Consider the following 12,567-nt stretch of genomic DNA (forward strand, 5'->3'; position numbering starts at 1 on the left):
CCTCGTTCTCAGCCATCAGTTCCTCAAGCTACCTGTCTGCTTACGGTGCGCGGCGGTGTTTTCGTGCATGAGAACCGGGGTTTTCATGCATGAATGGCGCGAACCTGATCGGCTCGCGCCATCCAATTATGAGACTGTCGTCTCACTCCTCATCTGGTGCATCGGGGAAAGCCTGCTGCTTGTAACCACCCCGCAGCGTCCCGCCCATGTACTCCGCCTTGCAGGCACGACGCGCGATCTTGCCGCTGGACGTGCGCGGGATCGACCCGGCGGGCACGAGGAGGATGTCACGCGCGGTGACACCGTGCCGGGAGGAGATGGCCGCGCGGACCGCGTCCGCGATCGGACCCGGATCGGCCTTGCCCGCACCCGGGCCGCGCTCGGCCACGATCACCAGCTGTTCGCTGGCATCGTCGGCGTCGTAGCTCAGACCGGAGTGGCTGTCCTGCGCGAAGACCTCGGCGGGCAGCTGGTTGGCCGGTACCGCGAAGGCGGCGATGAAACCGGCGCGCAGCATGGTCGAGGCCTCCTCCGCGGAGTACTCGAGGTCCTGCGGGTAGTGGTTGCGGCCGTCCACGATGACCAGGTCCTTGACCCGGCCGGTGATGTACAGCTCGCCGTCCACGTAGACGCCGTAGTCACCGGTGCGCAGCCAGTTGCCGTCCAGCGGGACGTCGCCGGCGTTGCTGCCCTCGGGCAGGCGGTTGGTGAGGCGGTTCCGGAAGGTCTTCTGGGTCTCCTCGGCGCGGCCCCAGTAGCCGATGCCGATGTTGTTGCCGTGCAACCAGATCTCGCCGACCTGACCCTCGGGGAGCTCGCGAGCGCCCTCGGGATCGTCGACGGTCTCCGGGTCCACGATGGCGCCCCACTGCGACAGCGAGACGTAACCACAAGAGACCTGGGCGATGGAGTTCTCGGTGCCCTGCTCGACCTTCACCACGCGACCGGCGTTGAGCTCGGTGCGGTCCACGTAGATGACCTTGGCCTCGTCCTCGTGCCGGGTGGCCGACACGAACAGGGTGGCCTCGGCCATGCCGTAGCAGGGCTTGATGGCGGTCTTGGGCAGGCCGTACGGGGCGAACGCCTCGTTGAACTTCTTCATCGAGGTGGTGGTCACCGGCTCGGAGCCGTTGATCAGGCCGAGCACGTTGGACAGGTCCAGCGACTCGCCCGCCTTGGGCAGGCCACGCACGGCGGCGTGCTCGAACGCGAAGTTCGGTGCGGCGGCGAAGGTTCCGGCGCCGTCGGAGACCGCGGCCAGCTCGTTGATCCAGCGCGAGGGGCGGCGCACGAAGGAGGCCGGGGACATGATGGTGATGTACTTGCCGCCCACGGCGGGCAGGATCACCGTCAGCAGACCCATGTCGTGGTAGAGCGGCAGCCAGGTCACACCGCGCGAGTTCTCGTTCAGATCAAGCGCGTTCACCATCTGCAGCACATTGGTGCCGACACCGCGGTGGGTGATCTCGACACCGGCCGGCACGCGGGTGGAGCCGGAGGTGTACTGCAGGTAGGCGATGTCGTCCACGCGGATGTCGGGGCGGATCCAGGACTCACCGACACTATCGGGGATGGCGTCGACCGCGATGATGCGCGGGCGCTGGGCCGCGGGCAGCGCGCGGAAGAACTGCCGCACACCGGCGGCGGAGGAGCTCGCGGTGAGGATCGCCGACGGCGTGCAGTCGCCGAGCACGGCGTGCAGCCGGTCGGTGTGGCCCGGCTCGTCCGGATCGAACAGCGGCACCGAGATGGTGCCCGCGTAGATCGCCGCGAAGAAGGAGATGACGTAATCCAGGCCCTGCGGGGCCAGGATCGCGACCCGATCGCCCCGCTTGGTCACCTGCTGCAGTCGGGCGGCCACCGCGCGCAGCCGGGTGCCGAACTGGCTCCAAGTGAGGTCCTGGTACTCACCGTCGCGCTCGCGTGAGTAGTCGATGTAGCGGTAGGCAAGGTCGTTCGCGTCATTGCCCGCAGTGTGCATCTCGACGTAGTCGACGAGGGTACGTCCCTCGGGAATCGTGATGTTCCCCGTTTCGTCGAGGTAATCGTCGAAAGTCTCGTCCATTCCTTCTTCTCCTCCGAGGCACACGCGGCATGGAACGGCTGCTTTGCCGCTGTTACCTGTGAGGCCCCGACTGTGTTCGCCCGCGGGAGCTCCATGAGAGAGCCAACCTGCAGAATTTCGTTGCGGTCTGCGCGGTGACCGTCTATTGGCTAGATGTTCTCGAGCCAGGGACATGTTACAGAGGAGCGATCCGGCCATGCTTCGGAGCGGCCGAACATCTCCCAGCTCACACCACTGGACTATGGCTTCACCGGCGCGAATGCCTCCAAATGGGTGGGGAGCGCCCCGGATAGGACACAACTAGGACAGGGATGTGAGTTGCCGCACCCACCGGGTCTCGGCAGTGTCGCAACCCGGAGCACTTTACCGGGTGACCCCCAAACTGGGGGGTTGGTCGGTGGGGGTCACCATTCACTCACGTATGCGCTGGGTGCGGGGCGTTTTCGATGAGACCGGAGGCCCAGTTCACCGTCCACTGGGTGGCGGTGGTCCCGCTGTCGTCCACCTGGTAGCCGTTGTACAGGCTGTGAACCGGGTTGCCCGCGGCTTTGACCAGGATGTTCAGGCTGCCGAGGATGTTTCCGGGGTTGAGCGCCTGCCGGGGCGAATCACAGATCAAATCGCCTGCGGCGCAGATGGTGAAGGCCCGGTCGGACAGCTTGCCGAAGCCGCCGCGCGGTCCGGTCATGGTGATGCCCGGCACGTTCAGCCCCCGCAGCGCGACCTCCGCGCCGACGCCCGCCGGGGACGGTCCGATGGCCGTGGCCTCGCCCGGGTCGCCGATATCGCGGCGGCCGTCGGCGATGGTGGTCACACCCAGCACCAGGTCCTCGGGCACCGGGCCCTTGCCCGCGCCGATCTGCGCGGCCACATCACCCGCGATCACCGCGCCCTGCGAGAAGCCCGCCAGGACGAAGGTGGTGAGCGGGCAGTCGGCGTGGGTCTTGGCCAGCTTCTCCGAGGCCCGCTTGGCGCCTTCGGACCGGCTGTTGTTGTACGACGCCTGCCCGTCCGGCGGAAGGGCGACCGGATTCGAGAACTGGGCGACGTAGGGAACGGTGTAGACCTCGAGCCGTTCGTTCGGGAACTTGGCCCGAATCGGGTTGGAGATGTTCAACATCAGCGACGCCGGGTTCGCGGTCGGGTTGTAGGGGTCGTCGGTGGCGTTCGACTCCCAGGTGCCCGGAATGGACAGCAGCAGCACATCCGGGCAGGCGGCCGGCTGCGAACTCGGACGGGTGGGTCCCGGCGGCTTGGGGCCGGGCAGCCGCAGCCGGCCGGCCAGCAGGTACCACAGCAGCAGCGCCACCACGACCACGATCACGATCGCGGCGATGGCGAGGAGCAGGCAGCCTACGGGCCGGGTCCGGCGTTGTCCGTTTCGGCGTCGTGTCGTCACTTGTTGCAGTAGCTCTTCATGGCGACGTCGTAGTAGGTCTTACCCGCCTGCTCGACCGACATCTTGGCCGGATCGAAGGCCGGGTCGGAACCGGCGATGGCGGTCACGTACGTGATGATCTGGTCCTGCGGCGCGTTCTCCGCCTTGCCCTGGCAGACCAGATTCGCCGCGGTGATGGCGATGTCCGAGGAACCCGGGGTGATGCCGGCCTTCTTCAGCTCCTCGAGGAAGCCCTTCTCCTTGTCCGTCAGCGCCGGGGAACCGGGCGGCGTGGTCAGGAACTGGCTCGGGATCGGCTCCGGGCGCTCGGTCGTCCCGCCGTCGGGCGCGGCCGAGGGGGCCTGCTGATCGGCCGACGGCGTGGCGGCGCCGGAGGCGGCGGCCGTGGTCTTGGTGGCGCTCAGCGTGGGAGTGCTCTTGGCGGTCGAGTCGTTGCTACCGCACGCGGCGAGCAGGCCGGCGGCGGCGAGGGCGGCCACCACGCCGAATACCTTTCCACGGGTTCCGTGCATCTATTCGCTTCCTATTTCTGTCCAAGGGCAAAGGTCGCCCCCAGGCTAGCCGCAACCCGGACGCGGAGCCCGAACCACAACGGACCCTCATCCGTTTCTTAGGGCCGATTAGGGCCTGTTCGTCGGAAAAGTCTCAGTTGGGACGGACTTCAGGGCCCAGTGCGGGGATGGGTGCCGGGGACGGCGGCTCGGCCGGAGTGGGCTCCGGGGCCGGGACCGGAGCCGCCGCCGGAGCCGGGACCGCAGCGGGGACCGCGGCCGGGGCAGGGGCTGGTGCGGCGGCCGCCGGAGCGGGGGCGGGTGCCGCGGGGGCGGGAGCGGCTGCCGCCGGGACGGGAACCTCGGCCGGGGCCGAAGCCGGAGCGTTCGCGGGAGCCGGGGTGGCTGCCGGAGCCGCCCCCGGAGCCGGGTCGGGCTTGGGCGCCTCGCTGCCGGGGATGGCGATCGGCCGCCCGTCGAGGGTGGCCGCGACGGCGCGGCCGTCGTGGATGGTGATGGTGCCGCCCTGGAAGGTCTGCTGCAGACCACCCGGGGTCTGGCCCTCGTCGGAGATCGGGAAGCCGAGCGGTCCGTTCTCGAATCCGGTTGCACCCCAGGCGTCCATGATCTGGCCGGTGCGCACGCCCCAGGCGCCCGAGAGCGGGCTCCAGTAGATATTGCCGCCCTCGAAGGCGCTGTAGCGGCCGAAGTCGCGCAGCCCCTGTTCCCCGCTGGACGGGAAACCGTAAGGGCCGCTCTCGAAGCCGAGCTGGGAGTACTTGCCCAGGATCAGGCCCTGCACCAGATGCGCGCCGGTCTTGGCGGTGAAGTACATCGGTCCGTTCTCGAAACTCTGGACCACGCCGTCCTTCTGGGGCGTGCGCGCCTCCTGCCCGTTCGGGTAGCCCGCCGGGCCGTGCTCGAAGCCCTGCCGGGCCCATTCGTCGAGGATCGCGCCGCGCACCGCCTGGGCCCCGGTCTGCGGGGTCCAGTAGATGGATCCGTTCTGGAAGTGCTGCACCCGGCCGCGGCCGTCGGGCAGTCCGCCCTCGCCGCCGGTCGGGAACCCGAGAGCGCCGGCGGCGCCGCTGAGGCCGGCGTAGCTGCCGCCGATCGCGCCCGCGACCGGCTGCGCGCCCGTGCCCTGCGAGAACATCACCCGGCCGCCGCGGAAGTCCTGGCCGACGCCGCCGGTCGTCGGGTACTCGCCGGTGAGGCAGTCGCCGAGCCAGTTGTTTCCCTGCACCACCGGGGCGATCGCGCCACCGGTCCTGCAGTTGGGCGGGGTGGAGTCCACGCCGAGCGCGGCCGCGGTCTGCGGCCAGGCCTGACGCATCTCGAAATCCCAGTACGGCCAGGTGTGGGTGCCGGAGGCGCGGTAGTTCACCGAGACCGGAATGTTCAGCTTGTTGAGTTTGGCCACGAAATTCTGGGTGCTCAGCCGCGACAGCACTTCGAGCCCGAGGCCCGCGTAGTTGGTGCTGATGCCGGGAATGTCGGACAGCGGGTCGGTGGCGCCGGCGACGCCGTTGCCGCTGGAGACGTACAGCGCGGTGCCCTTGAGCTTCTCGGCCTGCTCGTAGGGGTCGTGTTCCTTCCAGGCGGCGCTGGTGGGCGGACCGAACATCTTCGACGAGTCGAAACCGCCCGCGTCGTGCATGGCGAAGTTGACCGCCTGCGGCATGCCCAGCGAGGTCAGGGTGAGGAACCCGGAGTAGGAGGAGGCCGAGCGGACCCAGCCCGGATTGCGCGCGGCCAGCATCATGGCGGCGGTGCCGCCCATCGAGAGGCCCTCCACCGCACGCACATCGGTGGCCCGGAACTGGCTCTCCAGCAGCGGCGGGAGTTCCTTCACCAGGAAGGTCTCCCACTGGTAGTTGTGGCCGTTGTCGGGGGCCAGCCAGTCGGCGTAGAAGCTGGACTGGCCGCCGACGGGCAGCACCACCAGGGCGTTCTTGTCGGCGTAGAAGCCGGCCGCGCCCGCGTCCTTGGTCCAGCCGTTCTCGTCGTCGGTCGCGCGCAGGCCGTCGAGCATGTAGACGACCGGGAATTTGGCGTCCGGCTTGGTGTTCCAGTCACGCGGCAGCAAAAGCTGAATCTGTAGGGGGGACCCGGTCGCGGGGGAGTTCACCCACACATCGACCCGATGGTCGTTCAGCCAGTTCATCTTCTGGACCGAGGCCGCCGGAGCCGGGGCCTCGGGGGCGGCGCTCGCCGCCCCCGGCACTAAGAAAGTGCCCGCTGTCAGCGGAAATACCGCTGCCATGGCGCATGCCATCCTGCGCATGCGCCCTGTTCTGATCCCACGGACAACTCCAGCCACATTAGTGTTGTACCTCCGGAACCTTGTGAGTCCCGGTAGGACACACGCAAATCTGCCGTTCCGCAGCAAACACTCAGTTGCCGGTCCGGGACCGGGCGTCAAGCCCCCAGCGCGGCCAGGATGTCGGGCCGGGCTTCGGCCAACTGGTCCTGCCAGTAGCCCCAGGAGTGGGTGCCCTGAGCCGGCAGGTTGTAGTGCGCGTCGATGCCCAGCTGTTCCATGCGGCCGATGAACGACATGGTGTTCACCATCGACAAGGTCTCCAGCGCAACGGCATTCACGGTGTTGAACATTCCGTTCGCCGAGTCCGGATTGTCGTGCGGGCCGAGTACGCCCCACGAGGCCGAGATGTACATCGGCAGATTGCGCAGCTGCGGCGCGAAGACGAACGGGTCCATGCGCAGCCACTGCGGGCTCCACGGCCAGGCCATCGAATCCACATTGAAGCGGCCCGCGTCGAGCATGGCGATCCGGATCGCCTCCCGCATCCCGGGCGCGGAGATATTGAGGTAGCCCGAGAACGAGGACGCGTGTTTGAACTGGTCGCGGTGGTAGGCGGCCAGCGCCAGCGCCGCCGAGCCGCCCATGGACAGTCCGGCCACCGCGTTGTTGGTGCGGGAGACGCCGTAGCCCTCGAGGAACGCCGGCAGCTCCTCGGTCAGGAAGGTCTCCCACTTGTAGGTGAGCTTCTGACCGTTGGTCGAGGAGGGCGCGCGCCAGTCCGTGTAGAAGCTGGACTGGCCGCCGACCGGCATCACCAGGGTGACGTTGTCCTCGGCGAACTGTTTCAAGGCATCCGTCTCGAAAGTCCAGGCATTGAAGTCATTTCGGGCACGCAGCCCGTCGAGCAGGTACAGCGCGGCGTTGCCGCCGTGCCGCGCCCACTGCACCTGAACCTTGATCGGGCCCATGCTCGAGGGGACGTACAGCTCCTCGAATCCGCCCTCGGGGGTGCGATGCACCGGGTGCGTGGGCATGGCGGCCGCGGGCCCGGCCAACGCCGGGACCGCGGCCACCGACAGGGCCGTGACCAGGGCGCGCCGCCAGAACCTTCGGACGCGAGCGCGCGTGGTGAGCCGAACCGAACCGTGCTGTGGGCATGACGAAGCGCCCTGTACTGCCATAGAGATCGATCTCCTGAACCGCAGGGGGGAACCACACCGACGTGACGGGAGTCACGGACAACGGTGCACTCTACAGACGGCTCAGAGGTAACCGGCGGGTATCCCGTTCAGCAGGCGCGTGTTTCGATCACTGCTCCACACCGAGCGCGGCCGCGGCCTGCGGCCAGGCCTGTCGCATCTCGAAATCCCAGTACGGCCAGGCGTGCGTGCCGGCCGCCCGGTAGTTCACCGAGACCGGAATGCTCAATTTGTCGAGTTTCGCGGCGAATTGCCGGGATGACATGCGCGCCAGGATTTCCAGCGCCGTACCGGACCAGTCGGTACTCACTCCGGGGATCGTCGCACCACCCCGCACACCCCCGGACCCACTGCCGCTGGAGATGTAGAGGCTGACGCCCTTGAGCCGTTCGGCCAATTCGTAGGGATCGTGGGCGGACCACTCCGCGGCGCCCGGCGGACCCCACATGAAGTCGGCGTTGTTCTCCCCCGCCGCCCGCTGCGCGAGCTGGATCGCCTGCGGCATACCGATAGTCGTGGCCGTGAGCAGACCGGAGAACGAGGCCGCGAACCGCGCGAAGCCCTTGTTCCGCGCGGCCAGCGTCATGGCGGCCGCACCACCCATCGACAGTCCCGCGATGCCGCGCACATCGGTGGTGCGCCAGTCGCGTTCGAGCAGCGGCGGTAATTCCTTGGTGAGGAACGTTTCCCACCGATTGGTCTTGCCCTCCGAAGCCTGTCTCCAGTCGGTGTAGTAGCTCGCCGCACCACCGACGGGCAGGGCGACCACCACGTTCTTGTCGGCGTAGAACGACTGTGCCCCAGCCTCTTTCGTCCATCCGCTCTCCTGATCACTGGCCCGCGTCCCGTCCAGCAGGAACAGCACCGGGAACTTGGCGGCGGGCCGCGCGTCCCAATCGCGCGGCAGCAGCAGCTGCACCTGCACCCGGCCGCGCATGGCGGGCGAATCCACCCACAGCGCAACACGTCTCGCACCCAGCGGGGTGACCTGACTGATGACGGGCGCCGCGGCGGGCGCGGGATCCGCCGCAGCCGGAGCGCCGGTGAGCACTATCGCGACGGCCGCCGCGATGGCGACCGTCCCCCTGATCCGGCACGAGCGCCGTCGTCGCGATACCACCTGTGCCACATTAGCTTTCGAACCCGTCCAGGAAACGACGAATGCCGGTCACCCCAGGGGGTGACCGGCATTCGGGCTATCGGAAGATCAGATCGCGTGCAGCGCCTGCAGCATGCCGATGCGGGACTTCCACAGTTCGGCCTCCCAGTACTTCCAGGAGTGGGTGCCGGTCGACGGGAAGTCGAACTCCGCCGGGATGCCCAGCTGCGCCAGGCGGGCCTGGAACGAGCGGGTGTTGAGCAGGCAGACCGCCTCGATGCCCATACCGACACCGGTGTCGAACACCGCGCCGACATTGGACGGCCGGTCGAACTCACCGGGCAGCGCGCCACCGGCCGAGATGTGCATCGGCAGACCACGCAGCTGCGGGGCGAACACGAACGGGTCCATGCGCAGCCACTGCGGGCTCCACGGCGGCGCCATCGAGTCGATGTTGTAGGCGCCCCAGCGCAGGACGGCCACGCGCAGGGCCTCCCGCATACCGGGGGCGGAGACGTTCAGCGCGCCGGAGTACGAGGCGGCGTACTTGAACTGGTCACGGTGGAAGGCGGCCAGCGCGAGCGCGGCGCCACCGCTCATCGACAGACCGACGACCGCGTTGTTGGTGCGGGAGACGCCGTAGCCCTCGAGGAAGGCGGGCAGCTCCTTGGTCAGGAAGGTCTCCCACTTATAGGTGAACTTCTGACCGTTGGTGTTACTCGGGGCCAGCCAGTCGGTGTAGAAGCTGGACTGACCACCGACCGGCATCACCAGGGTGACGTCGTCGTTCGAGAACTGCTGCATGGCGTTGGTCTCGAAGCTCCACGCGTTGCGGTCGTCGCGCGCGGCCATGCCGTCGAGCATGTAGATCGCGCCGTTGCCGCCGTTGCGGGCCCACTGGACCTGGACCTTGATCGGGCCCATGCTCGAGGGGACCATCAGGTCCTCGGCGGCGCCCGGGTTCATCCGGTGGGTGATGCCATGAGCGGGCAGGGCCTGCGCCGGAGCGCCGCCCACCACCACCGGCAGTGCGAGAGCGGCGACCGATGCGACCAGCGTCCGCCTCATCCATGTACCCGCACCGCGTGTCGGACGCGCCGCAGTACTCCCCCCGTTCCTGCCGAACCTCATGAATCCTGCTTTCTTTTACTCCGGCTACTTCGCTGCTGACGGCCAACCCGCCCCATGAGTGCAGCCGACATCGGCCGCGACATCACCGGACAGCGAGATCCCCGACAACCTCATCAGATTGGTTCCGCGTGACAATATGTCACGGAGCCCACTCTCGGCAACAGGACCGAATGATCTTTCGGCACAATGAGAAACACGCCGACTCGCGAGTGTCGCGACACTGACGGGAACCGCATCCGACGCGTACACGAACTCGCATTTCGCCTATGCACAAACAGCGATTCAGCACCAGTGACTTGTGTCACTCACCCGCCTATTCGCCATTCCTATGACAACAGCTCAGCCGGTAATCGACAGCCCCCAATCCCGCTGGCCGGCAATGTCTCCGATGCACAGGCAATGCCTCCCACCCGCTCCGACCAGGCACAACAAAACAGCGGCATGAGACTCGGTCTCATGCCGCTGATCGAACATCGGGCGAACTCGTGTCGAACGTGTTGCGGTGGCGCGGATTTCGGACGTCAGCCGATATTCGCCGACATGTCCGGAATCATCCGGTACGCGTCCTCCTGCCAGTTGGTCCAGGCGTGCAGCCCGGCGGGCGGGAAGTCGTAGACCACGTTGCCCGCGCCCAGCGTCATCATGCGGACCTGGAATGCGCGGGTATTGGCCAGCGCCAACGCCTCCAGCGGGGTGCCTCGAACGATGCGGTCGGCGGCCGCGCCGAACGGAATGTTCAGGTCCTGCTGCATCGGCAGGCCGCTGCCGGCCGAGACCCAGACGCGCGTGTTGTTCGCGATCAGGGTGGGCGCGAAGACGAACGGATCCATGCGCAACCACTGCGGGCCCCACGGCGGCGCCATGCAGTCGACGTTGTAACCGCCGGCGTCGATCATGGCCGCGCGAATGCCCTCGCGCATACCCGGCGCGGAAATGTTCAGATAACCGGAGAATGATCCGGCGAAACTGAATTGGTCGGGGTGGTACGCCGAGAGCGTGAGCGCGGCACTGCCGCCCATCGACAATCCGAACACGCCATTGCGATTCGGATTGAAGCCCAGGCGATCCCGCAATCCCCAGCGCAGCTGATTGGTGAGCAGTGATTCCCAGGTGTAGCGGTAGCTCTTGCCCTCACCGCCGCCCAGCGCCTCGGTCATGCCGGATCCGGAATTCGGCGCGGACGAGCCGCTGCCGGGTGCGAGGCCGAAGAAGGAACTGGGTGAATCCCAGTCCGCGTAGAAGCTGGACTGGCCGCCGACCGGCATCACCACATTGATGTTCCAGCTCTGCAGGACCTCGGCGACATTGGTGTTGATCTCCCAGCCGTTCAGGTCGCCCTGGGCGCGTTCGCCGTCGAGCACGTAGACGACGCGGTTGGTATTCCCGTCGGCGGCTCGGAAGATCCGGGACTTGATCGGGCCCATCTCGGGAGAATCGACCCAGAAGTCGAATCCCGAGGGATTGAAACCGGCGGATGCGGGCGGGGAGACGACCACCCCGGCGCCTAATGGCAGCAACATCGCCGTTGCGATACCCAGCACAGTTCGTTTGAAGCCACGCACCCGCATCGACCCAGCCTCTCATCGGAGCACAGACGATCCAGCAGAACGATCTTCTCTTCGGAACCGCTCAAGTATCGGACGTCCGCGTCGGCGTGTCGGGCGTGTCGACGCACGAGTCCCCCGGGCGAGTCCAGATCTTGACCTACGCCCGGGGGACTTGACGCGCTGAGCGCGGTTTTCTAGCCGATGTTGTTGGACTAGCCGATGTTGTTGGAGAGGTCCGGGATCATGCGATAGACCTCGGCCTCCCAGTTCCGCCAGTTGTGCACACCGCTGGCCGGGAAGTCGTAGGTGACGTTCTGCGCGCCCAGGGTGGACATCCGGACCTGGAAGGCCCGGGTGTTGGCGAGCGCGAGCGCCTCCAGCGGCATGCCCTGGATGACCGACATGACGCCGGTGACGTCACCGGCGGCCGGGATGGCGCTGGCGGCGGAGATCCACAGGCGGGTGTTGTTGGCGATCAGGCGCGGCGCGAACACGAACGGGTCCATGCGCAGCCACTGCTGACCCCACGGCGGGGCCATCGAGTCCACGTTGTAGCCGCCGGCGTCGATCATGGCGACGCGGATGGCCTCACGCATGCCCGGCGCGGAGACGTTCAGGTAGCCGGAGAACGAGCCCGCGTAGCTGAACTGGTCCGGGTGGTAGGCGGCCAGGGTCAGCGCGCCCGAACCACCCATGGACAGGCCGAACACGCCGTTGCGGTTGGGGTTGAAGCCCAGCCGGTCGCGCAGCGCGTTGCGGAGGTCCTGGGTGATGAAGGTTTCCCAGGTGTAGCGGTAGCTCTTGCCCGGGCCGCCGGCGAACAGGCCGAACGCGCCGGAACCCGACTGCGAGCCCGAGGCGGAACCGGCCGAGCCGCTGCCGCCGCCGATGCCGAGGATGGAGCTGGGCTCGGCCCAGTCGGCGTAGAAGCTGGACTCGCCGCCGACCGGCATGACCACGTTGATGTTCGCGGCGGTCAGCGCGCGGACGACCTCGGTGTCGTTCTCCCAGCCGTTGAGGATCTGGGTGGCACGCATACCGTCGAGGGCGTAGACGACGCGCGAGGTGTTGCCGTCCGCGGCACGGAACACGCGGGTCTTGACCGGGCCCATGCTGGCCGAGTCGACCCAGAAGTCGAACCCGGAGGGGTTGAAGGCCGCCTGCGCGACCCCGCCCACCCCGGCCACCGTCGCGCCCAGGGGAACCATGAGGGCCGCGGCGAGCCCGAGTGCCGATCGTTTCAACCATCCGCCGCCCAGTGATGGACGTCTAACCCACTCGCCTCGCATGCCTTAGTCCGGCCTTTCGTGTCCTGTTCATATCCGTGCAATTCCCGCCGGTCCGTCATCTCCCGGCGGAAGGTCTCGGGG

9 protein-coding genes are annotated in these 12,567 nt (G+C 67.7%); all 9 read right to left on the reverse strand.

Features of this window, described 5'->3' with window-relative positions; translation table 11 throughout:
• Window positions 1–142: 142 nt before the first annotated feature.
• The 9 genes from fadD32 to ABZ382_RS14055 all read right to left on the reverse strand — a co-directional run bounded on the left by fadD32 (window position 143) and on the right by ABZ382_RS14055 (window position 12,486).
• Entirely contained in the window at window positions 143–2,065 is a 1,923-nt protein-coding gene (gene fadD32 / locus ABZ382_RS14015) for a long-chain-fatty-acid--AMP ligase FadD32 (RefSeq protein WP_357088163.1), read from the reverse strand.
• A gap of 415 nt (window positions 2,066–2,480) precedes the next feature.
• Window positions 2,481–3,464, reverse strand: coding sequence for a cutinase family protein (locus ABZ382_RS14020; protein WP_357088166.1), 984 nt, complete (start codon window positions 3,462–3,464; stop codon window positions 2,481–2,483).
• Window positions 3,461–3,976 carry a DUF732 domain-containing protein gene (locus ABZ382_RS14025; protein ID WP_357088169.1) on the reverse strand — a complete coding sequence of 172 codons (516 nt, stop codon included), beginning with the start codon at window positions 3,974–3,976 and terminating at the stop codon, window positions 3,461–3,463. The genes ABZ382_RS14020 and ABZ382_RS14025 overlap by 4 nt, the downstream gene beginning before the upstream one ends.
• Before the next feature lie 133 nt (window positions 3,977–4,109).
• Window positions 4,110–6,221: an alpha/beta hydrolase-fold protein gene (locus tag ABZ382_RS14030; RefSeq protein WP_357088171.1), complete on the reverse strand. Its 2,112-nt coding sequence runs from the start codon at window positions 6,219–6,221 to the stop codon at window positions 4,110–4,112.
• 155 nt (window positions 6,222–6,376) lie between these two features.
• Entirely contained in the window at window positions 6,377–7,402 is a 1,026-nt protein-coding gene (locus ABZ382_RS14035) for an alpha/beta hydrolase family protein (protein ID WP_357088174.1), read from the reverse strand.
• 127 nt (window positions 7,403–7,529) lie between these two features.
• The gene (locus ABZ382_RS14040) at window positions 7,530–8,540 is read right to left on the reverse strand and encodes an alpha/beta hydrolase family protein (RefSeq protein ID WP_357088177.1); all 1,011 of its coding nucleotides are present in this window, start codon (window positions 8,538–8,540) and stop codon (window positions 7,530–7,532) included.
• Between the two features lie 87 nt (window positions 8,541–8,627).
• On the reverse strand, window positions 8,628–9,587 hold the full coding sequence (locus tag ABZ382_RS14045) for an alpha/beta hydrolase family protein (protein WP_357088179.1): 960 nt from the start codon (window positions 9,585–9,587) through the stop codon (window positions 8,628–8,630).
• A gap of 584 nt (window positions 9,588–10,171) precedes the next feature.
• Window positions 10,172–11,218 (reverse strand): alpha/beta hydrolase family protein, encoded by a 1,047-nt coding sequence (locus ABZ382_RS14050; protein WP_357088182.1) that lies wholly within the window; start codon window positions 11,216–11,218, stop codon window positions 10,172–10,174.
• 191 nt (window positions 11,219–11,409) lie between these two features.
• Window positions 11,410–12,486, reverse strand: a complete 1,077-nt coding sequence (locus tag ABZ382_RS14055) for an alpha/beta hydrolase family protein (protein ID WP_357088184.1) — start codon at window positions 12,484–12,486, stop codon at window positions 11,410–11,412.
• Window positions 12,487–12,567: the final 81 nt, after the last annotated feature.

Source organism: Nocardia sp. NPDC005825, from assembly GCF_040630175.1.
GTDB lineage: Bacteria > Actinomycetota > Actinomycetes > Mycobacteriales > Mycobacteriaceae > Nocardia.

What these genes read in the sequence shown, in the direction of transcription:
- fadD32 (WP_357088163.1), bottom strand. Translation starts at nt 2,065, where the DNA reads ATGGACGAGACTTTCGACGATTACCTCGACGAAACGGGGAACATCACG.
- ABZ382_RS14025 (WP_357088169.1), bottom strand. Translation starts at nt 3,976, where the DNA reads ATGCACGGAACCCGTGGAAAGGTATTCGGCGTGGTGGCCGCCCTCGCC.
- ABZ382_RS14030 (WP_357088171.1), bottom strand. Translation starts at nt 6,221, where the DNA reads ATGGCAGCGGTATTTCCGCTGACAGCGGGCACTTTCTTAGTGCCGGGG.
- ABZ382_RS14035 (WP_357088174.1), bottom strand. Translation starts at nt 7,402, where the DNA reads ATGGCAGTACAGGGCGCTTCGTCATGCCCACAGCACGGTTCGGTTCGG.
- ABZ382_RS14045 (WP_357088179.1), bottom strand. Translation starts at nt 9,587, where the DNA reads ATGAGGCGGACGCTGGTCGCATCGGTCGCCGCTCTCGCACTGCCGGTG.
- ABZ382_RS14050 (WP_357088182.1), bottom strand. Translation starts at nt 11,218, where the DNA reads ATGCGGGTGCGTGGCTTCAAACGAACTGTGCTGGGTATCGCAACGGCG.
- ABZ382_RS14055 (WP_357088184.1), bottom strand. Translation starts at nt 12,486, where the DNA reads ATGCGAGGCGAGTGGGTTAGACGTCCATCACTGGGCGGCGGATGGTTG.